The sequence below is a fragment of the Pseudomonas sp. OE 28.3 genome (assembly GCF_014268205.2).
Lineage (GTDB): Bacteria > Pseudomonadota > Gammaproteobacteria > Pseudomonadales > Pseudomonadaceae > Aquipseudomonas > Aquipseudomonas edaphica.
This window is the reverse complement of record NZ_CP077082.1, coordinates 5,486,244-5,508,090: the sequence shown is the minus strand read 5'-3', so window position 1 is coordinate 5,508,090 and position 21,847 is coordinate 5,486,244. Positions and strand designations below refer to the sequence as shown.

Genomic DNA, 21,847 nt, shown 5'->3' with positions numbered 1-21,847 from the left:
CGCTTAACCCGAACACTCAAGGAAACCCAATCGGTGCATGCAGTAATCCAATGGACGGTGCGTTTGGCGTGTGTGCTCTTGCTTGGCCAAGTGCCAGTGGGCCTGGCCGCCGTCAGCCTGCCTTTCAAACTGGTGCCGGCGTTTATCCCGCTGGAGCCGTTGCCGCTGGCGCCGGCGCAGCAGCAGTGGCTGGCAGCCCATCGGACCTTGAAGGTGGGGATTTCCATTGATGACTATCAGCCGATTGATATCACCCGCGACCGCAATCGCTACCAGGGCATCAGTGCCGATTACCTGAGCCTGGTCGGTGCGCGCCTGGGTGTGTCGATGCAGGTGCTCGGTTTTGCCGAACGCGCCCAGGCGGTCGAGGCGTTGCGCAACGGTGCCATTGACATTCTCACCAGCGCCAATGGCTATGAGCGTGATGTACCCGGTTTGCAGTTTACCCGCGACTACATGCCCGACCGGTCGGTAGTAGTACTGTGTCGCGACGATAGCCAGGGCGACGATCTGACGGGCAAGAAGCTGGTGTTGCTCGATGGCTATGCCAACGTCAAGAACGTGCATGCCGCCTACCCCGGCAGCCACATCATGCTTGCGCCCAACCTCTACAGTGGGCTGGAGGCGCTCAATCAGGGCGACGCCGATGCGTTTATCGGCAACGAAGTCATCGTGCGCGCCTACAAGTCGCTGCGGCCTTACCTGAGGTTGCAGATCAAAGAAGAAAGTCGCTTGCCCCCGATCGGCTTCGCGTTTGCCACTCGCCAGGCCGACCCGTTGCTCGGTGCCATGATGGACAGCGCGCTGGCGAGCATCGATGAGTCGGTGCAGCGCGAAATTCTCGCGCGCTGGACCACCGGACTGGGTGTCGGTTTTGGTGTTGAGCGCATTGCGCTGTCGGCCTCGGAGCGGGCGTGGGTGTTGCAGCACCCGCATGTGGTGGTGGCGGCCCAGCAAATGTCGCCTTACGTGTTCAGAGACAAGGACGACCGCTGGGTGGGCTTGAACGTTGACCTGCTCAACCGGATTTCGCGCATGACCGGTTTACAGTTTGTCTTCGAGGAGGCGCATTCCACTGCGCAAACCCTGAGCTGGCTGGAAACGGGCAGGGCGGACATGAACACCACCTTGGCCGAGAATCAGGAGCGCCAGGCGCTGCTCAACTTCAGCCACAGTTTCGGTGGCTCTGGCTGGGTGTTTGTCGAGCCTGCTGATGCGGCGCCGCTGACCGGCCTGGATCAGTTGGCCGGCAAGGTGCTGGTGCTGCCGGCACGGCATGTACTTGAGCCCTACATTCGCCAGGCGTACCCGCAGATCAACCTGCGCTTGGTCACTGATTACACCCAGGCCCGTGACTGGGTAAGACGCGGCGAAGCGGCTGCCACGCTGCAAACAGAAGTGGAAGTGCAGAGTTACCCACAGGATGGCCTGCGCATTGGCCGCAGCGTCGATGGCAAGTGGTCGGCCAACAGCCTGTCGGTGCGCAAGGACCAGCCTGAACTGTTGAGCATTCTGAACAAGGCGCTGGAAGCCTTGCCGGTCGCCGAGCTGAGCGCCTTGCGCCTGCGCTGGATCGGCGCGGTGGCGATTCCGGTGCCGGCCTGGCAGCGTGTCCCTGCCTGGGCTTACTGGACGGTGGCCATGGCGATCCTGTTTGTGCTGGTGTCGTTGGTGTGGAACAGCCGGCTCAAGCGCCAGATCCACCAGCGGCTGGAGGCTGAACGTCGGCTCAATGACCAATTGGCCTTCAAGCGCGCCTTGCTCGACGGCATGCCCAACCCGCTATTCGTGCGCGACCTGGCCGGGCGCCTGGTGACCTGCAACAAAAGTTATGAACAGCAATTGGCAACTCGCCTTGAAAAGATCCAGGGCCTGACCTTGATGGAAAGCGCGGTGATGCCCGAACTCACCGCCGCGCGCCTGCATGCAGGCCATATGGTGCAACTGGCCACGCAACAACCGCTGTTTGTCGACCGGGAGCTGGAACTCAACGGCGGCAGCGTTCACGTGTACCAATGGACTGTGCCGTTCTTTGACGCCGAGAACCGTTTGCAGGGGTTGCTGGGTGGCTGGATCGACATCAACGAGCGCAAAGTCCTGGAGCATCAATTAATGGACGCGCGTCAGGCCGCCGACGAAGCGAACTACGCCAAAAGTGCGTTTCTCTCAACCCTGAGCCACGAGATTCGTACACCGATGAACGCCATCATCGGCTTGCTCGAACTGGAGCAGGAACGCTGCCTGGCAGCCGGCCAGCCTGTGTCCGACGCCTTGCAGGTAGCCCATCGCTCGGCACGTGAGCTGATTGCGTTGATGGGCGACAGCCTGGACCTTGCCAAGATTGAGTCGGGCCATATGCAACTGGCACCGCAATCGACTGAGCTGAAGGGCTTTTTCGAAGGTATCCAGCGCTTGTTCGAGGCCACGGCGCAAAAAAAGGGCCTGCACCTGACCCTGGCGTTTGACCCGGCAGCCCAGGGTTATTACTGGTTTGACCCGCTGCGCTTGCGCCAAGTGATGCACAACCTTTTGGGCAATGCGCTCAAGTTTACTCAGCACGGCGGGGTGCGTATCAGTGTCGATTGCCGGCACGATGAGGCCGGCGCCGAATACCTGCACCTGTGCGTGGAAGACAGCGGTCCGGGGATTGGGGCCGATCAGCAAGCGAGGATGTTCAAGCCGTTTGTGCAGATGAGCGCTTCGACCGCGGCCGAGCATGGCGGCACCGGCCTGGGTTTGAGTATCTGCCAGCAGTTGGTGGAGTTGATGGGCGGTAGCATTCACCTCAACAGTGTCGTGGGCGCAGGTACGGTGGTGTGCATCGACCTGCACCTGGCGCGGATCAGCACTGACGACGTACCGGCACCCGTCGGTGCTTCATTGCCGCCTGCCGGTCGCAGCCTGTCGGTGCTGGTGGTCGATGATCTGGCGGCCAACCGTCTGGTACTGGTGCAGCAGTTGGAGTTCCTCGGCCATCAAGTGGTCGCCGTCGATTCAGCGCAGGGCGCGTTGCAGGCATGGTCGCAGCAACGCTTTGACGTGCTGGTCACCGATTGCCAGATGCCGGGCATGTCCGGCTATGAGCTGAGCCAGGCGATCCGACGGATTGAAGCCACTGAGCAGTTACCGCGTTGCGCAGTGATCGGTTGCACCGCGAATGCCATGCAGGATGAACAACAGCGTGGCAACGAAGTCGGCATGGATGAGCTGTTGGTCAAGCCGATCACGTTGCAGCGCTGGGCTCAGGTGCTGGCAGAACGGGCGGCGCCACGCTCTTTTGATATCCAGACCCTGCGCACCATGACCCAGGCTGAAGGGCCGGTGCTGCACAGCATGCTGCAAGAGTTGGCCAGGAGCCTGGACCGTGAGCATGAAGTGATGGAGATGGCCTTGGTCGAGCAAGACATGGCGCGCTTGAATGCGTCGTTGCATCGGCTCAAGGGTATTTGCTCGCTGGTCGATGCGCTGCCGCTGGCCAAGGCGTGCATGGCTCTGGAGAGCTGTGCACGTGAGGCGCGCGGCAGCGAACTTGAGGCGCCGTGGTCAAGGTTGTCCCAGGCGTTGATGGTGTTCCGTCGCGACCTGCAACCCTACCTGGACGCTCGTATTTAGGGTCATGGCTTTCAGCTGTTTGGCTAATCCCCTTCATTCGAGGACGAACCCTTTCACTGTGGCGAGCAGGCTTGCCCTGCGTTGGGCTGCGCAGCAGCCCCAGCCCGCTACGACTGACGCACCGGATAGCCTGAATGGGGGCGGCTTCGCCACCCAACGCAGGGCAAGCCTGCTCGCCACAGGTTGCCTTTTGCCGGTTCCATTTCTCAATTGCCTTACTTGACTGCGTCAGCCCAAAGACCTTGAACGGCATAACGTTTAGGACACGTCCTATGGGGCGCCCTGCAGCTTTTGGTTACTGTGCCGGTCTTTGCCCGCTGCCGACAGAGTTGCCCATGCGTTCCCTCAAAGTGCTGATCCTTGAAGACAACCCGTTTCAACTGATGGCACTGCACCAGATGCTCAATGCCAACGGCGTGTTCAACGTACTCACCGCCGAAACGGTCGACGCCGCCCGCCAGTCCCTGGACAGTGCCGGCCCGGTGGACATTGCCATTTGCGATCTGTACCTGGAGCAGGGCGATGGCCTGGAGTTGATCCGCGAACTGGCCGAGCGCAGCCTGGCCCAGGTGCTGATCCTGCTCAGCAATGCCGAACCGGACGTGCTCGAAGGCGTGGCCAATATGGCGCGGCAACAGGGGCTGAATGTGCTGGCGTGCTTGCCCAAGCCCGCGTCGGCCAAGCTGGTCGGGCAAGTGTTGATGGACTGCCAGGCGCGCTTGCGTGCGGGGCCGCCGGTGACCTCATGGGCGCGGGTGCGTCATCTGCTCGACCTGAGCGAGCGCGAGCCGTTGCCACCCTCGGCGGACGTCAGCCAGGCCAGCATCGCGCGCTGTGGCCGGGTTTGGTATCAGCCTATCGTCAGCCAGGCCGGCGTGCTGCAACGGGTCGAGGCCCTGGCCCGTTGGCAATCTAATGAAAATGAGCTGCTGTTGCCTGACGACTTTTTGCCGGTGCTGGAGTTTGCCGGCATGGAAGAGGCCTTCACTTGGCACGTACTGGAGCAGGCACTGGGCCTGGCTGGCCAGGTCATGGGCCAGACCGGGCAACTGCTGCCTGTAGCGGTGAATATTCCCGGGCGCATGCTGGAGCGACCGCACTTTCCCCAAGTACTGCAAGGCCTGCTGCAACTGCACGGCGTGCCGGCCCATGGGCTGACCCTGGAGTTGGTGGAGACCTCACGGTTAAAAACCGACAGTGCCCACCTCACCGGGCTGCTGCGCTTGCGGATGATGGGGTGCAAGTTGTCCATTGGTGATTTCGGCGTCGGCGGCACCAGCCTGCAGAGCCTGCTGGCGTTGCCCTTCACTGAGCTGAAGATCCCTCCGGTGTTTGCCAGTGGCATGGCCGAGGATGATCGCAAGGCTGCCGTGGTGGCGGGTGCCATGAGCATGGCTGCGCACTTGGGCATTGGCGTGGTGGTGACCGGGGTGGAAAGCGCCGCCGATTACCATGCCGTCGGAGAATTGGGCGCGGCCTGGCTGCAAGGCTGTTTTATCGCGCGGCCAATGGAGGTCGAGGCGCTCAAGCAATGGATCGCGTTTCAGGCTATGCCAGTCCGTGTTCCTGCACATAGATAAACAGCGCGGCATCGTTGCCCAGGCCCAGCTTGCGCATGGCGCTGACCTTGTGCGCGCTGACCGTCTGCTTGCTGCGATGCAGTTGCGCGGCGATCTCGCCCACCGCCAACCCGGCAGCCAACAGGCGGATCACCTCCAGTTCCCGAGGTGACAGCTGTTGCTGCGACTGCAGGTGGTCGGTGCCGACTTCGCCGGCAAGGCTCAGTGCCTGGCGAATGGCGTGGGCCACATAAGGACGCCCTTGCCGCACGTGGTGAATTGCTTGCGGCAGCTCATCGGCCAAGCTGGCCTTGCTCAGCAGGCCCATGACCCCCAGTTTCAGAATGGAATGAAACAAGCCGGCGTTATTGAGCATGGTCACCACCACAATCGGCAGTTCGGGATGGTGCCGACGCAGCTGTTCTATCAGGCGCAGCCCGTCGGCCTGAGGCTCGGCGGGCATCATGAAGTCGGTCACCAGCACATCACAGGCACAGGTGTTCAGCTGTTCAATCAGGGCTTGGGGCGAATTGGCCTCGGCGACGATGCGTACCCGTTCGTCACGCTCCAACACGGCGCGCAAACCAATCAGAAAAATCGGGTGGTCGTCGGCGAGGACGATGCGCAGTGGCGCTTCAGACGCGGCTTTCAAGGCAGGCTCCCAGGATAATCCAGGGATTCTAGCCTGTTGGAGGTTGTTTTCTCTCTGTCATCTTTGCCGTGCATGCTCGGTTGACTCGGGCAGACGACGATACAAAAGGTCGAACTTTCTGCTGCGGGCACGGGTCACTTGAATGTCAGCACCTTGGTGACATTTTTGTTTTTCGAACTTTATTCGAATGATTGAGTGGTGATCGAGATGGAAAGTATCAGCCTATTGCTCGAAGAAGCACTGAGCCCTTATCAGGTTACGTTGACCACCTCGGGTGTGCAGGGCGAGTGCCTGGTGACCGTGAAGAACCCGGCTGGCGCTATTGTCGTCGAGCGGGAAGTCGATCGCGCGCAATTGACCGATAAGCGCGTGCTGGTGGATGTGGTCGATTGCCTGCTGCGCGACCTTAAAATCGCCGAAGGGCGCCTGGAACCCTCGGTTATCGCCGCCTTGCGCAACGCCGCACAGACTCGCGGCAGCGTGATCGCATGAAGAATTGTTTAATTGGCGAAACTTCCTACGCCATGCCCGGTCAGATTTTTTAACGGCAAGAGCAAACATTGTGCTCCGGTGTTTGTGGCTTGTTGTACTGGTCTTTGTAGGCCACGTTTAACCCCGAAGTGTCTCCCCACTCTTCGGGGTTTCTTTTTGCCTGGGATTTGCCTCGCAGGGGGTCAGGTCTCGGTGCTCAGGGCTCGGGAGAGTCGAGGAAGAAACTCGGGTTGTGCGACAAATACTGTTCACGCATCACTGGGTCCAGCCACGAGGCGTAGGACTGTTGCACCTGCTCCAGTGGAATCTCGCCCAATGCCTGATCGATTCGCTGCATGGCCTGGCGACCTTGCGGCGTGTTGGAGCAAGCGATATGCGTGCGTTGGTAAGGCGCTGAGCCCTTGATGGGAAAGAACAGCAGGTCGTGGGCCGCAATTCCCTGTTGCTGGGCGTGATAGCGGATTTCCGGCGGGTAACCCAGCACCGCCTCCAGCCGCCCCAGGCGCTGCATCTGCAACAGGCTGCCAAGGGCGTCATTGCCGTAATGCAGGGCCAGGGTGTGCGGGTCGGCGTGCTTTAGCTGTTCATCGACGGCGGGGCCGTAACTGCGTTCGGCCGTGGCGCCAATGCGCGCCGTATGGGATTTGAGAAAGGCTTGCAGGTCAAACTGACCCTCGACGATATAGGGCGCCATGGCCGCCTGGTGGCTGCGCTGGATCGTCACCCCATTGCTGACCGTCACGAATGCCTGGGCGGAAAACACCACGTACTGGGCGCGCTCCGGCGTCCACAGCAGCGATGGGTCACAGGTCAGGGATTGAGCACGCAACATTTGAATGCCGCGCGCGCGGTTGACGTGCATCACTTGATGACGATACTCCGGCAGGTGCTCCCTGAGCATCGGCAACAGTTGGTCGAGTGCGCCCTGGTTTTTTTGCGGGCCTTCGAAGATGGTCATTGGCGGCAGGTCGCGCAGCAGCCAGGTCAGTGTGTCCTCGGCCTGAGCCGAGAGCGACCAGCCGCCGAGCAGCGTGCTTACAAGGAGCAGGCGGACGTACGGGCGAACCATCAGATCGCGCCATCCTCACGCAAACGGGTGATGGCGGCGGCGTCGTAACCCAGCTCATTGAGCACCGTGCTGTTGTGCTCCCCTAACTGCGGCCCAACCCATTCGCAACTGCCCGGCGTCTCGGAGAGCTTGGGCACGATGCCTGGCATCTTGAAGTCCTTGCCACCTGGCAGTTGCGCCTTGAGGAACATTTCCCGGGCCAGGAACTGCGGGTCGCCGAGCATGTCTTCGGCGCTGTAGATACGGCTGGCGGGTACTTCGGCCTTGTTCAGTTGCTCGACCACTTGCTCCAGCGGCAGCGAGTTGACCCACCGATCAATCACCCCGTAAAGCTCGTCACGGCGGCTGTCGCGCCCGTCATTGCTGGCCAGGGCCGGGTCATTGGCCAAATCGTCGCGGCCGATGGCGCTCATGAAGCGCTTGAAGATGGCATCGCCATTGGCGCCGATCTGCACATGCTTGCCGTCAGCACTGGTATGAATCGAGGACGGCGTGATGCCGGGCATGATGTTGCCGGTGCGCTCGCGGATAAACCCGAACACGTCGAACTCCGGGATCATGCTTTCCATCATCGCGAAGATGGCTTCGTACAGCGCCACATCCACCACTTGGCCGAGCCCGCCGTTGACCTCACGGTGACGCAACGCCATCAGCGCGCCGATCACCGCCCACAGAGCCGCGATGGAGTCGCCGATGGAAATCCCGGTGCGCACCGGCGGGCGATCTTCAAAGCCTGTGATGTAGCGCAGACCGCCCATGGACTCGCCCACCGCGCCAAAGCCCGGCTGGTCTTTCATCGGGCCGGTCTGGCCGAAACCGGAGAGGCGCACCATCACCAGCTTGGGGTTCAGCGCGTGCAGGGTTTCCCAGCTCAAACCGAGTTTTTCCAGCACGCCGGGGCGGAAGTTTTCGATCAGGATGTCGGCGTCCGCCAGCAGCTGTTTAAGAATCGCCAGGCCATCCGGGTGCTTGAGGTTCAGGGTCAGCGACTTTTTATTGCGCGCCTGCACAAACCACCACAGCGACGTGCCTTCGTACAGCTTGCGCCACTTGCGTAGCGGGTCGCCGCCATCGGGGGATTCGACCTTGATCACCTCGGCACCGAATTCGGCGCAGATACGTGAGGCAAACGGTCCGGCGATCAGGGTGCCCAGTTCGATGACTTTCAGGCCGGCGAGCGGTTTGGCATTAAACGACATGAGGATCCTTAGCAAGCAGGGGCGGTGGTGTCATGCCTTTTAACATAGGCGAGCGGCCCAGGGATAAGCATGATGCAGCGCAGTATTCGTTCAATGGCTGCCCCATCGGTTAGACTGGCGACCTTTCCCTGTCTTTAGAAGCCCGTTCATGGCCCAGCCGTCCACGACCTACAAATTTGAACTGAACCTCACCGACCTCGATCGTTCGGTGTACGAGAGCGTCAAGCAGACCATCGCCCGCCACCCTTCGGAAACCGAAGAACGTATGACCGTGCGGCTGCTGGCCTACGCCCTTTGGTACAACGAGCAGTTGGCGTTCGGGCGTGGCCTGTCAGATGTAGACGAGCCAGCCCTGTGGGAAAAAAGCCTGGATGATCGGGTTCTGCACTGGATTGAAGTCGGCCAGCCCGACGCCGACCGCTTGACCTGGTGCTCACGCCGTACCGAGCGCACCAGCCTGCTGGCCTATGGCAGCCTGCGCGTATGGGAAGGCAAAGTGGTGCCGGTGGCCAAGAACCTCAAGAACGTCCACATCGCCGCCGTGCCGCAGGAAGTCCTCGAGACCCTGGCCAAGGACATGCCGCGCGTGATCAAGTGGGACGTGATGATCAGCGAAGGCACTATTTTCGTGACTGACGACCGTGGCCAGCATGAAGTGCAGCTGGAGTGGCTGGTCGGCGAACGCGGCTAAAAAGTAAAACTGTGAAAAGCCAGCTCCCACACAAGCCAGCTACACAAACAGGTTCCAGCGTTGATCTGTGTTGATTGCTCAATTGTCGTTTAACCGTTGTATCTGAAGAGAAGCTTCCGTTACCCCATGCGTATCGATCCTCGCCCGTTGCCCGCTGTCCTGCCGTTTCTCGGTGAATTGCCACCGCTGTTGACCCGTCTCTACGCCGCACGCGGGGTGCAGTCGGAGGCTGAGCTGGACAAGAGCCTGGCGCGGTTGATTCCCTACCAGCAACTCAAGGGCATCGACGCGGCGGTAGACCTGCTGGTGACGGCCCTGGAGCAGCGCCAGCGCATCCTCATCGTCGGTGACTTCGACGCCGATGGCGCCACGGCCAGTACCGTGGGCACGTTGGGCCTGCGTTTGCTCGGCGCGGCGCATGTCGATTACCTGGTGCCCAACCGCTTCGAATACGGCTACGGGCTTACCCCGGAAATCGTCGCTGTGGCGCTGCAGCGCGAGCCGCAGCTGCTGATCACCGTGGATAACGGCATCTCCAGCGTTGAAGGCGTGGCAGCGGCGAAGGCCGCCGGGTTGCAGGTTTTGGTCACCGACCACCACTTGCCCGGCGATGAATTGCCGGCGGCGGATGCCATCGTCAACCCGAACCAGCCTGGCTGCGAGTTTCCGAGCAAGGCGTTGGCCGGCGTCGGTGTGATCTTCTACGTGCTGATGGCCCTGCGCGCGCGGTTGCGCAGCCTGGGCTGGTACGACAACAAACCCCAGCCAAATATCGGCGAACTGCTTGATCTGGTCGCCTTGGGCAGCGTGGCTGACGTGGTCCCGCTGGATGCCAACAACCGCATTCTGGTGCATCAGGGCCTGGAGCGTATTCGTGCCGGGCGTGCGCGGCCGGGGATCAAGGCGATCCTCGAAGTGGCCAAGCGTGATGCGGCGCGTATCACCTCCACCGACCTCGGTTTTATCCTCGGGCCACGCCTCAATGCCGCGGGGCGCCTGGATGACATGAGCCTGGGCATCGAATGCCTGCTCACCAGCGACGTGGCGGCGGCACGGGAAATGGCCGCGCAACTGGACGGCATGAACCAGGACCGCAAATCCATCGAGCAAGGCATGCAGCGCGAGGCCCTGGCCCAGCTCAAGGACTTGCCGGTGGAGTCGATGCCTTACGGCTTGTGCCTGTTCGACCCTGAATGGCACCAAGGTGTGATCGGTATTCTGGCGTCACGCATGAAAGAGCGGTATTTCCGTCCGACCATCGCCTTCGCCGACGCTGGTGATGGCCTGCTCAAGGGCTCAGGGCGTTCTGTGCAGGGTTTTCACATCCGTGATGCCCTGGCGGTGGTCGCCAGCCAGCATCCCAACCTGATCGCCAAATACGGCGGCCACGCCATGGCCGCCGGCCTGACCTTGCCCGAGGAAAACTTCCCGCTGTTTGCCGAAGCCTTTGATGCCGAAGTGCGCCGGCAACTGTGTGAAGAAGACCTCACCGGTCGCCTGTTGACCGACGGTACGTTGGCGGTGGAAGAGTTTCACCTGGAACTGGCGCGTGCACTGCGACATGCCGGGCCATGGGGCCAGCACTTTCCCGAGCCGTTGTTTCACGGTGTGTTTCAGTTGGTGGAGCAACGTGTGGTTGGCGAGCGGCACCTGAAGGTGGTGCTCAAGAGCGAATGCGGGTCAGTGAAGCTCGATGGCATTGCGTTTGGTGTGGACCGTGAGGTGTGGCCGAACCCGACGGTGCGTTGGGTGGAATTGGCCTACAAGCTGGATGTGAACGAGTTTCGTGGCAATGAAACTGTGCAACTGATGATTGCGCATATCGAACCGCGCTGAGTCTGAGCCACACCACAAAACAACTGCGGGAGCGGGCTTGTGTGGGAGCTGGCTTGCCTGCGATGCGGACGCCTCGGTCTATCAGACAGACCGAGGTGATGCTATCGCAGGCAAGCCAGCTCCCACAGAGGTGCCCACGTTCAGCTTTGTGGGCAGCCTTGGATTACTCAGTTTTGTCTTTGGCCTGATGCTTCACAATGATATCCACCAAACGCTGAGCCAGCGCCGGGTAGTTCTCATCAAAGTGATGCCCGCCCGGCAGCTTCACAGCCTCGCCTACGGCAGTGGTGTCGGTGCAACCACTCTCGTTGACTTCTTCAGCACCGTAGATGCACACCACTTTATCGGCTGGCAGCTTGGCCATTTCCGGGCCAGTGGCGGCCTCTTTGCCGGCATTGCCCAGCCAGCCTTCCACTTCGATTTCAAAGCTGCCAGTGCGTGCGAATGCGAGCAGGATAATGGCGTCGACACGCTGCTGTTCGCTTTCCGGCATGCGGTTGTAGATCGCTGGCAGTACGTCGGCGCCGAACGAATAGCCGGTCAGTACGAAGCGCTTGGTGCCCCACTTCTGGCGGTAGTGCTGCATCAGCTCGGTGAGGTCTTTGGCGCTTTGTTCCGGGGTCTTGTGCTGCCAGTAGTAGCGCAGGGTGTCGATGCCGACCACCGGGTAGCCGATCTTGGCCATTTCACCGGCCACATCGCGGTCCAGGTCACGCCAGCCGCCATCACCGGAGAGGAACAAGGTAACGGTGTCCTTGGCTTGGCCAGCCGGTACTTCGACCACCGGAATCGCCAAGCCGCCGTTGTCCGAACCGACCAATTGCTTGCGCAGTTCGTTGTTCAGTACTTGTGGGTAGTGAATGTCGTAGTCGCTGATGCTGGTAGTCGCGCGCGGTGTATCGCGTACGAAACTGGCGCTTTCATCGTCAGGGTTATCGTTCCACGCCACCAGCCAATTGCCATGGGCAGAGGTCTTCGGCAGTGGGTCCTTGCAACCTTTCTGAACCAGGGCGAAGCCGACGGAGATGGCGTTGGCCTTGTCGTCGTTCTGTGTGGCCAGCCAGCGCCAGGCGAGCGCGGCGCCAGGGCCGATGCCGCTGACCAGCGTCGCCGGGCCTTTAAGCTGGGCCAGGGCGCTTTGCAGGGCTTGTTCCTGCAACTTGCAGTCATCTTTTGGCAGGATCACTTGAACGATTTGCGCCGAGCCGCCCTGGCTCAGGGCAATCAGTTGGCTGTCGCTCAAGGTCTCATCGGCCATTACAGCCACGGCCACGCGGGCCTTGGACGAGCCGTTAGGCGTCACACGGGTCATCACCGAACCGTCGGCCTGGGGCAGTTGTTCCAGGATCGGTTGCGGGGCAGGGCGGTTCCAGTACCAAAAGCCACCCGCCGCGATCAGCGCGAGCAGCACTACTAAGGCCAATACATACCGCCAGGAGCGTCGAATCATCAGCGTTTCACCAATCCAGTCAAGCCGCCCGCAATCAGGGCGGCGGTATCGGCCAGTGCCACCAGCGGATCAAGTCCTGCGGGCACGGCCATATAACGGGGTTCCCAGTCAGGCTGGAACTTGTCTTTGAAGCGGCGCAAACCTTGGAAGTTATACAGTTGCTCGCCGCGGCGGAACACCATCGAGCCCAGGCGTTGGGTCAGCGGCGCACCACGGCGCGGTTGCAGGCCCGACAACGGCACCATGCCGAGGCTGAAGCGGGCGTAGTCATGGTTCTTATAATGTTGAATCAGGCCAACCATCATGAATTCCATGGTCAGCTTCGGCGCGTCCGGGTGCGCACGCATCAGGTCGAGACTGGCCAGGTCATGGTTGTAGGTCTCGAGCAGGTTGGCGAAGGCTACCGGGCGCCCTTCGAAGCGAATGATCGCGATGCGAAAGTGCTTGAGGTAGTCGTCACTGAAACGTCCGAGGGAGAAGCCCTTTTCCCGCACGTTCTTGCCGGTCAGCCACGCATCGGAAATGACTTTGAGCTCATCCATCGGCGCCTGGCCCGGGTCGCAGATCTCCAGGGACAGGCCGTCCCGGGTGCCACGGTTCCAGGTGTAGCGCAGGTCCTTCATCTCTTTGCCCTTGGCTTCCAGGTCAAAGCGTTTGAGGTCGACGCGGGCTTCTTCGCCCAGCTTGATCGCGGTGAGGCCAATGTCCATGTAGTACGGCAGGTTCTCGGCGCGTACTTGATAGAACACTGGGCGCGCGTGATGGATATCGCACAGGTCGCGGAACTGCCAGATCATCTCCGCGCGGGGCTGAGTCGGGCCGATCGGGTCGTACAGGGCCACCAGGCTGCGCCCGCGACGGGCGTACATCAGGAAGGCTTCATCGTTGGGGTGGAACAGCAACGCCTTGTCGCCGGTCAGCGCCAGGCCGCCGTCGGGTTGCGAGGAGGCCATCAGGATCTTGGTGGCGCGCTCCAGCTCATCCGGTGTCGGCAAGTGAATGACCGGGCGCGCAGTGCGCAACAGCCAGGTCAACGACACGATCACCAGCAACACCGCCGCACCCAGCAATGAACGCAGGCCCCGTGGGGCGTTGGCGTCCAGGGTGAACTGCCACCATAGCTGATGGCTGTACGGCACGTCTTGATAGGCAAACAGCAGCAGCCAGATCGAGGCGCCCAGCACACAGACACTGGCCACCAGGTACAGCGGCGAGAACGGCAGCTCAGTCAGGCGGCTGGCGCGGTAAAACGAGCGACGGAAGATCGCCAGCAGCACAGCCGTCATGATCATCAGGCTGGCTTCTTCCCAGTCGAAGCCTTTGAGCAGCGAGAGCAGGGCGCCGGTCAGCAGCAGCACCATGGTCAGCATCCAGGCCGCCGACAAACGTCGACGCAGGCCTTGGGCGAGCAGCAGGCACAACACGCCGATCAGGCTGGCACCGAAGTGCGAGGCATCAATCAGGCGGTGGGGAATCAGGAAGCCGATGTTTTCCAGGCGTGAGTCGATTTCCGGCGTGGCGCCGGAAAACAGCAGGACCACGCCGGACAAAAAAACCAGTACGGCCAGCACCGGCGCCGCCAGGCCCGAAGCAACCCGCAGGCTTTGCTGGGTCTGGAACAGGCGCTGGGCTTCGTTGACCAACAGGAAGATACAGGCGATCAGCAGCGGCAGAACCACGTAGATCATCCGGTACAACAGCAGGGCGGCGGCCAATGGCGCGGCGCCGAGTTTGTCGGCAAACGCGGCCAGCAGAATTGCCTCGAACACGCCCACGCCACCCGGCACATGGCTGAGTACACCGGCAGCCAGGGCCAGCAAATACACCAGCAGGAACGGGCCGAACGGCGGCGCTTCCGGCAGCAACATATAAAGGACGGTGGCGGCAGCGGCCACATCCAGCGCGGTGATGATCAGTTGCAGGAAGGTCAGGCGGCGGCCCGGCAGGCGCAGCGTGCGACGCCCGGCCTTGACCAGCAGGTTGTCCGGGTAAGGTTGTTCCGGCAGGCGCCGGCGATAAATACCGATGCACAGTGCGACTGACAGCAGCAATACCGCGCCGGCGATGCCACCGAGCAAACCTTGGGACAAATGCAGGTAGGTCGAGGCCGCGGGCAAGTTGCTCAAGGTGGCCAGTGCGGCCAACGGCGGCAGGGCGGTGCCCAAGGCCAGGCTGGCAAACACGGTCATGTGCGCCACTTCCGAGGCACCGATGCCATGGCGTGCATATAAACGGTAGCGTACTGAACCGCCCGAAAGCATCGACAACCCAATGGCATTGCCGATGGCAAATGCGGTGAAGCCACCCATGGCCAGGGTCTTGGCCGGCAGCTTCACGCCGGCATAACGTGCGCCGGAGAATTCGTAGCCCAATAGAATGATGAAACCTGCGACCGCGGCGGCAAATGCGCCGAGCAAGGCAGGCTTGGGCACTTCCAGGATCGAGTCGTGGAGCGCGTAAAGGTCCAGCTCCAGCAGCAAGTGTCGGCAGGCGATCAGGGCGATAGCGAACAGCAACAGGGTGACGGCCAGCCCAATGGGTTGACGGTATTTGCTCAACAGATCCAGCCATCGCAAACGGGTGGGAGTGATCGGTTGTTCCGCTGTGACGGTGTCTTGTGGTTCAGACGAGTTGGCGCGCATCAATCACCTCGTGGATTGTGCGCGACAGGATGGAGGTATCCAGCCAAGTTACCAATCCCTATGGACAAAATAATTACAAATATTAACGCTTATCGTCGGGGGCGGCGACAGCGGCCATTGGTCGTAGAGGGTCGAGCTTGAGCACTGAGCATAGCTTGCAATGACATGGACTCTGCAAACCGAATACGGTTTCATGAAAGATGCCATACCATTGTTTCAGAAGAACTTTTTCACCGGATACAAAAAAGGCCACTCTTTCGAGTAGCCTTTTTTGATGTTTGGTTGCGGGAGCCGGATTTGAACCGACGACCTTCGGGTTATGAGCCCGACGAGCTACCAGACTGCTCCATCCCGCGTCTGTGGGCGGCATTCTACAGCCCAACGGCGAGGTGTCAACCGTTAATAGTCTGATGGGTCAAATAAGTGGAAATTAGTCACTCCACAGCCACCTTGTGCGGTAAGTGCTGGGTGGGCAACGTTTTTTCTGTCTTACAATTTTCATACAGGGCTAAAACAGGCACGCACAAAAAAGGCCACTCTTTCGAGTAGCCTTTTTTGATGTTTGGTTGCGGGAGCCGGATTTGAACCGACGACCTTCGGGTTATGAGCCCGACGAGCTACCAGACTGCTCCATCCCGCGTCTGTGTGTCGGCATTCTACAGAGGAACGCAGGTGTGTCAACCTGTGAATTGAAGAAAAGCGCTTGTGGTTCAAGCGGTTAGCTCTCCAAGGTGGGCTTCAAACGGCCTCGGGGCCAGTCTGGCCAAGGGTTTTGGCTCTATTGGTGGGTAGATTTCGATTGAGAAAATAAATTCATCTGGGAAATTTCCTACCGCTCTAACGGCAGATTCAAACTACTGGTGCTATATACAGGAGTGAGTGCGATACTGGCCGCCCGTTGGATTACACCCTCTGTTTATATGACGCAGCGCAAAATCATCCACGTCGACTGTGATTGCTTCTACGCCGCCATCGAGATGCGCGACGACCCGAGCCTGGCGCAAAAGCCACTGGCGGTCGGCGGCTCGGCAGACAGGCGAGGGGTGATTGCAACCTGTAACTATGAGGCGCGGGCCTATGGCGTGCGCTCGGCCATGTCATCGCGCCACGCCTTGAAGCTGTGCCCGGACCTGACCATCGTCAAGCCGCGCATGGATGCTTATAAAGAAGCGTCGAAGGAAATCCAGACGATCTTTCGCGACTACACCGACCTGATCGAGCCGTTGTCGCTGGACGAAGCTTACCTGGATGTCTCCGACAGCCCGCATTTTGGCGGCAGTGCCACGCGTATCGCCCAGGACATACGCCGCCGAGTCTCCAACCAGTTGCACATCACCGTGTCGGCCGGCGTGGCGCCGAACAAGTTTCTGGCCAAGATCGCCAGCGACTGGAAAAAACCCAACGGCCTGTTTGTGATCACCCCGGATCAGGTCGAAGACTTTGTGTCGCAGTTGCCAGTGAAAAAGCTGCACGGTGTCGGCAAGGTCACCGCCGACAAGCTGGCGCGCCTGGGCATCGAAGACTGCCTGCAACTGCGCGAGTGGAACAAGCTGGCGCTGGTGCGTGAATTCGGCAGTTTTGGCGAGCGGCTCTGGGGCCTGGCTCGTGGGATTGATGACCGTGTGGTGCAGAACGACAGCCGCCGACAATCGATCAGTGTGGAAAATACCTACGACGTGGACCTGCCGGATCTCTCAAGTTGCCTGGCGAAGCTGCCTGAGCTGATGGAAACCCTGGCAGGGCGCATGGCGCGTATAGACAGTAGCTACCGCGCGGGCAAGCCGTTCGTTAAGGTGAAGTTTCATGACTTTACCCAGACGACGCTGGAGCAGGCCGGGGCAGGGCGGGATCTGGAGAGTTATCAACAGCTGTTGACCCAGGCGTTTAACCGGGGCGGGAAGCCGGTGCGGTTGTTGGGGATTGGGGTGCGGTTGCTGGACCTGAGCAGCGGTAACGAGCAGCTTCAATTTCCCTGGTAGAAACCGGATCAAAAAAATGTGGGAGCTGGCTTGCCTGCGATAGCGCAGTGTCAGTCACTGATGTTGTGACTAATACACCGCTATCGCAGGCAAGCCAGCTCCCACATTTGGATTTTTATCCAGCCTGAAGTCTCAGCGTGCCCCAGGATCTGCGACGAGTCTTCCCGCATCCTTGGTCAGCGCCTGCAGAAACTCCTGCTGCAACTCCGGATCATTGCGCGTCAATTCGATCAGGCTTTGTTCCAGCTCGCTGGCTTCTTCCTCCAGGCCCAGCTCCGACAGGCGCTTGACCCGGTGCACCCATTGGTTCACTTCGTCATCTTCCAGGTCGTCGTAGATCAGGCCATGGGCTTCGAGCAACTTGCCGCGCAGGGTGTTGCTGATCGCCAGGGTCGAGTCGGAATGCACATCGTCCTGGCCATCTTCCACGCTGATCTTCAAGGTGCTGACGCGGTTCAGGTCCTGCTCGGCAAATGGGCTGTCCAACAGGTTCAGGCGCAGTACGCCATCGCGGTCGGTGGTCAGCTCATGGGTCTGCTTGCCGGCGGTAACTTGCACCGGGCGCTCGCTCCAGGGCAGGCTCGAATACTCCGTGCGCTTGTCGCGCTGCACTTCATCGATACCCGCCAGGTTCTGTTGCGCACGGCCGTGGGATTGCACGTTCATGAACGGGTTGATGCCGTCCACGCCGTAGCTCAGCCAGTCATGCGTCATGCTGGTGGGCAGGTTGCCGAGGGCGAAGATATTCACCACGTTGGCGCCCGCGCCCGCTACCAGTGCAACAGCACCCAAAGGCATCTCATAGAGTTTGCGCCAGGGCTGGTAGGGGGTGTAGCGATCGTAACGGCGGGTGACTTCGAACTCGGTGACCTCAAAGGTCTTCTGCTCGTGAATGCGAACCCGGCGTTGCGGCAGTTCCAGCACTTTGGGTTCGCCTACATCGATTTGCAGGCTGTGATCGAGCAACTTTCGCTCGACCCGCTCCTCGTGCTCGCTGCGTTGCGACATTTGATTGGCGCAGCCGCTGACCAGCAGGGCGCCGCACAAGGCGGCGCCCCCCAGGGCTCTGGTGTTTCGCTTGAACATGACTTCTCTTGATCTGGTTTTCAGCGACGAATACGCGCCTGAAGGAAAGACAGCACGTCAGCCACCGGCAACGGTTGGGCTTCGGCTTCGGTCCGGCTCTTGTATTCCAGATTGCCATCCGCCAGGCCGCGGTCACTGACCACGATACGGTGCGGGATGCCAATCAGTTCCATGTCGGCGAACTTGATGCCCGGGCTGGTTTTCTTGTCCCGGTCATCGAGCAGCACTTCAAAACCGGCAGCCGTCAGTTCGGCATACAGTTTGTCGGTGGCTTCGCGTACTTGCTCGTTGTCGTAGCGCAGCGGTACCAGGGCGATCTGGAACGGTGCCAGGGCGTCGCTCCAGATGATGCCTTTCTCGTCGTTGTTCTGCTCGATGGCAGCGGCAACCACGCGTGATACGCCAATGCCGTAGCAGCCCATGTCCAGGGTGATCGGCTTGCCGTTCTCGCCCAGCACTTCGCACTTCATCGCCTTGCTGTACTTGTTGCCCAGCTGGAAGATGTGCCCGACTTCGATGCCGCGCTTGATTTCCAGGGTGCCCTTGCCATCCGGGCTTGGGTCACCGGCCACCACGTTACGCAGGTCGGCCACGGTCGGAACCGGCAAGTCACGCTCCCAGTTCACGCCGAAGTAGTGCTTGTCATCAATGTTGGCGCCGATACCGAAGTCGCTCATCAGCTCGACCGAACGGTCGATGATGATCGGCAACGGCAGGTTCAGCGGGCCCAGCGAACCAGCACCGGCGCCAATGGCGTCGCGCAGTTCGGCATCGGTGGCCATGACCAGCGGGCTGGCCACGCCAGGTTGCTGGGCAGCCTTGATTTCGTTGAGTTCGTGGTCGCCACGGATCACCAGGGCGATCAGCTTGCCTTCTTCTTCGGCGCGCACGATCAGGGTCTTGATGGTCTTTTCAATCGGCAGATTGAATTTTTCCACCAGGGCCGCGATGGTCTTGGTCTCTGGCGTGTCCACCAGGCGCAGTTCTTCAGCCGGTGCGGCGCGGGACGTTTCCCGTGGCACGGCTTCGGCTTTCTCGATGTTCGCCGCGTAGTCGGAACCGTTGCTGAACACGATATCGTCTTCGCCGGACTCGGCCAGCACGTGGAACTCGTGGGAGCCGGCGCCGCCGATGGAGCCGTTGTCCGCTTCAACCGGACGGAACTTCAGGCCCAGGCGCGTGAACACGTTGCAGTAGGCGGTGTGCATGCGGTCGTAGGTGGCCTGCAGGGACGCCTGGTCGGCGTGGAACGAGTAGGCATCCTTCATGATGAATTCGCGGCCGCGCATCAAACCGAAGCGTGGGCGAATTTCGTCACGGAACTTGGTCTGGATCTGATACAGGTTCAACGGCAGCTGCTTGTAGCTGCTCAACTCGTTGCGCATCAGGTCAGTGATCACTTCTTCATGGGTCGGGCCGGCGCAGAAATCGCGGCCATGACGATCCTTGAAGCGCAGCAACTCAGGGCCGTACTCTTCCCAGCGCCCGGATTCCTGCCACAGCTCAGCCGGTTGGGTGCTCGGCATCAACACTTCCAGAGAGCCGGCGGCGTTCATTTCTTCGCGAACGATGGCTTCGACCTTGCGCATCACCTTCAAGCCCATGGGCAGCCAGGTGTACAGGCCGGAGGCCAGTTTGCGGATCATGCCGGCGCGCAGCATCAGCTGATGGCTGATCACAACCGCGTCGGAAGGCGTTTCTTTCTGTGTGGCGAGCAAATATTGACTGGTACGCATGGTAGGCCGTTGTCGGTTGCTTGGACTTGAAATGACTTGGGATTGTACGGGCGGTTGTCGCTGGAGTACAGGCGTGAGGTCGTGGCGGTGTTTCTGGTGGAGTAGAGCGTGTGTGGGAGCTGGCGTGCTATGGAGAGGGCGCTTGCTGTGGCGAGGGAGCTTGCTCCCGTTTGACTGCGCAGCAGTCACCGGCTTTTTGGGGGCGCTTCGCACCCCAGCGCAAGCAAGCTTGCTCGCCACAACAAGCCAGCTCCCACATTGGCTGAGGTGGGTCAGTCTTCTGCGGGAGGATTCAACCGCGCCCGTCGGCTTTCCTGAAACCAGTGCAGCGCAATCAGGAACAGCGTCGGCACACCCAGCAGGCAAGTGATGATGAAGAAGTTGTGATAACCGAACTTCTCTACCATCACGCCCGAGTAGCCACCAATCAGGCGCGGCAGCAACAGCATGATCGAGCTGAGCAGCGCGTATTGGGTGGCGGAGAACTTGAGGTTGGTCAGGCTCGACAGGTAGGCGACAAACGCCGAAGTGGCCAGGCCCGAACTGAAGTTATCCAGGGAGATGGTGAAGATCAGCATCTGCAGGTCCGGGCCCATGTCGGCAAGCATCACGAACAGCAGGTTGGTGGCCGCCGAGGCAATGCCGCCGATAAACAGGATCGGCAAGATGCCGAAGCGCACAATCAACAGGCCGCCCATACCGGCGCCGAGCAGGGTCATGATCAGGCCGAAGATCTTGCTGACCCCGGCGATCTGGTCCTTGGTAAAGCCCTGGTCGATGTAGAACACGTTGGCCATCACGCCCATTACCGTGTCGGACATGCGATAGGTCGCAATCAGCCCGAGCAGCAGCAGCGCCTGCCAGCGATACCGCAGGATAAAGTCGTTGACCGGCGTCAGCACCGGTGCCAAACCCCGGCGGCCCATGGCCGAGAGGCACAGGGTAGTGAGGATGATGTACAGGATGGCGCGCAGGAACGCGCGATCTTCCATCAGCAGCTCCCACAGGCTCACGCCGTGGAACAGCACGCTGGCGAAATCGGTGTTGTACAACTGGGTGAACATCGCCGGGACCGACACCAACAGCACGATCAGCACAAAGACCGAGACAAGCTGATGCGCAAAGCTGTAGCGCCCGGCCTGCAATTGGGTGCGCAGTGGCACATCGGGTTCACGCATGAAGAAGGTGGTCAGCAGTGCCGGGATCATCAGCACGCCGAACAGCACGTAAGTACCGGTCCAGGCCGAGTGTTTATAGTTGAAGCCGGTGGAACCGAAACCTTCGGCAAAGAACAGCGCGCCGGCGGTGGCCAGCAGTGCGGCGATGCGATAGCCGGACATATAGCTGGCAGCCAGCGCGGCCTGGCGGCTGTCGTCGGCTATTTCCAGGCGATAGGCGTCTACCGCAATGTCTTGGGTGGCGGAGGCAAAGGCTACGATAACGGCAATGGCGATCAGCCAGGACAAGTGCTTTTGCGGGTCGCAGAAACCCATGCCGATCAACCCGAGGATCACCAGCGTCTGGGCAAGTACCAGCCAGGAGCGACGTCGTCCCAGTTTGCCGAGCAGCGGCAGGCGCCATTGGTCGAGCAGCGGCGACCAGACCCATTTAAACGCATAGGCCAGGCCGATCAGGCTCGCATAGCCGATGGTCTCGCGGGCCACACCGGCCTCGCGCAACCACACAGATAGCGTCGAAAACACCAACATGTAAGGCAAGCCGGCGGCGAAGCCGAGCAACAACAGGACTAACGTCGAAGGGCTGGCATAGGCGGCGAGCGCGGCGCGCCAGGTTTTACGGGGCATGGGCTGGAGTCTGCCTCAGATTTGCGGAAACAAAGCGCG

At 60.7% G+C, this 21,847-nt stretch carries 14 protein-coding genes and 2 tRNA genes; 6 read left to right on the top strand and 10 right to left on the bottom strand.

What is annotated here, in order from left to right; translation table 11 throughout:
- Positions 1-33: 33 nt before the first annotated feature.
- Both HU759_RS24715 and HU759_RS24710 read left to right on the top strand, forming a co-directional pair.
- Positions 34-3,612, top strand: a complete 3,579-nt coding sequence (locus HU759_RS24715) for a transporter substrate-binding domain-containing protein (RefSeq protein WP_186617286.1) — start codon at positions 34-36, stop codon at positions 3,610-3,612.
- Positions 3,613-3,947: 335 nt separating this feature from the next.
- Positions 3,948-5,192, top strand: a complete 1,245-nt coding sequence (locus tag HU759_RS24710; protein ID WP_138449277.1) for an EAL domain-containing response regulator — start codon at positions 3,948-3,950, stop codon at positions 5,190-5,192.
- Here HU759_RS24710 and HU759_RS24705 read toward each other — a convergent pair.
- Entirely contained in the window at positions 5,161-5,823 is a 663-nt protein-coding gene (locus HU759_RS24705) for a response regulator transcription factor (protein WP_177033341.1), read from the bottom strand. The two genes, HU759_RS24710 and HU759_RS24705, sit on opposite strands and share 32 nt — an antisense overlap.
- Before the next feature lie 207 nt (positions 5,824-6,030).
- On the opposite strand from HU759_RS24705, the gene HU759_RS24700 reads away from it, so the two are divergent.
- Positions 6,031-6,315, top strand: a complete 285-nt coding sequence (locus tag HU759_RS24700; protein ID WP_026013896.1) for a DUF3509 domain-containing protein — start codon at positions 6,031-6,033, stop codon at positions 6,313-6,315.
- A gap of 196 nt (positions 6,316-6,511) precedes the next feature.
- On the opposite strand, the gene HU759_RS24695 is transcribed toward HU759_RS24700, so the two are convergent.
- Both HU759_RS24695 and HU759_RS24690 read right to left on the bottom strand, forming a co-directional pair.
- Positions 6,512-7,384 carry a TIGR02285 family protein gene (locus HU759_RS24695; protein WP_017139735.1) on the bottom strand — a complete coding sequence of 291 codons (873 nt, stop codon included), beginning with the start codon at positions 7,382-7,384 and terminating at the stop codon, positions 6,512-6,514.
- Positions 7,384-8,583 carry a CaiB/BaiF CoA-transferase family protein gene (locus tag HU759_RS24690; protein WP_099549356.1) on the bottom strand — a complete coding sequence of 400 codons (1,200 nt, stop codon included), beginning with the start codon at positions 8,581-8,583 and terminating at the stop codon, positions 7,384-7,386. The genes HU759_RS24695 and HU759_RS24690 overlap by 1 nt, the downstream gene beginning before the upstream one ends.
- A 148-nt stretch (positions 8,584-8,731) precedes the next feature.
- On the opposite strand from HU759_RS24690, the gene HU759_RS24685 reads away from it, so the two are divergent.
- Positions 8,732-9,274: a YaeQ family protein gene (locus HU759_RS24685; RefSeq protein ID WP_099549357.1), complete on the top strand. Its 543-nt coding sequence runs from the start codon at positions 8,732-8,734 to the stop codon at positions 9,272-9,274.
- A 126-nt stretch (positions 9,275-9,400) separates the two neighbouring features.
- A complete protein-coding gene (gene recJ / locus HU759_RS24680; RefSeq protein WP_017139738.1) occupies positions 9,401-11,110 on the top strand; it encodes a single-stranded-DNA-specific exonuclease RecJ in 1,710 nt (569 codons plus the stop codon).
- A gap of 163 nt (positions 11,111-11,273) precedes the next feature.
- On the opposite strand, the gene HU759_RS24675 is transcribed toward recJ, so the two are convergent.
- From HU759_RS24675 to HU759_RS24660, 4 genes are all read right to left on the bottom strand, one after another.
- Entirely contained in the window at positions 11,274-12,560 is a 1,287-nt protein-coding gene (locus HU759_RS24675; RefSeq protein WP_186617284.1) for a virulence factor family protein, read from the bottom strand.
- Positions 12,560-15,202, bottom strand: a complete 2,643-nt coding sequence (gene mprF, locus HU759_RS24670) for a bifunctional lysylphosphatidylglycerol flippase/synthetase MprF (RefSeq protein WP_017139740.1) — start codon at positions 15,200-15,202, stop codon at positions 12,560-12,562. The genes HU759_RS24675 and mprF overlap by 1 nt, the downstream gene beginning before the upstream one ends.
- A 279-nt stretch (positions 15,203-15,481) precedes the next feature.
- Positions 15,482-15,558 (bottom strand) — tRNA-Met (locus tag HU759_RS24665).
- A gap of 207 nt (positions 15,559-15,765) precedes the next feature.
- Positions 15,766-15,842: transfer RNA gene (locus tag HU759_RS24660), tRNA-Met, on the bottom strand.
- Between the two features lie 280 nt (positions 15,843-16,122).
- Here HU759_RS24660 and dinB point away from each other — a divergent pair.
- The gene (dinB, locus tag HU759_RS24655) at positions 16,123-17,181 is read left to right on the top strand and encodes a DNA polymerase IV (RefSeq protein ID WP_099549358.1); all 1,059 of its coding nucleotides are present in this window, start codon (positions 16,123-16,125) and stop codon (positions 17,179-17,181) included.
- A 132-nt stretch (positions 17,182-17,313) separates the two neighbouring features.
- On the opposite strand, the gene HU759_RS24650 is transcribed toward dinB, so the two are convergent.
- The 3 genes from HU759_RS24650 to HU759_RS24640 all read right to left on the bottom strand — a co-directional run bounded on the left by HU759_RS24650 (position 17,314) and on the right by HU759_RS24640 (position 21,808).
- Complete coding sequence (locus HU759_RS24650; protein ID WP_169985188.1) at positions 17,314-18,267, bottom strand: hypothetical protein; 954 nt, start codon at positions 18,265-18,267, stop codon at positions 17,314-17,316.
- Positions 18,268-18,287: 20 nt separating this feature from the next.
- Positions 18,288-20,003 (bottom strand): proline--tRNA ligase, encoded by a 1,716-nt coding sequence (locus HU759_RS24645; RefSeq protein ID WP_017139743.1) that lies wholly within the window; start codon positions 20,001-20,003, stop codon positions 18,288-18,290.
- Between the two features lie 272 nt (positions 20,004-20,275).
- On the bottom strand, positions 20,276-21,808 hold the full coding sequence (locus HU759_RS24640; RefSeq protein ID WP_017139744.1) for an AmpG family muropeptide MFS transporter: 1,533 nt from the start codon (positions 21,806-21,808) through the stop codon (positions 20,276-20,278).
- Between the last annotated feature and the right edge of the window lie 39 nt (positions 21,809-21,847).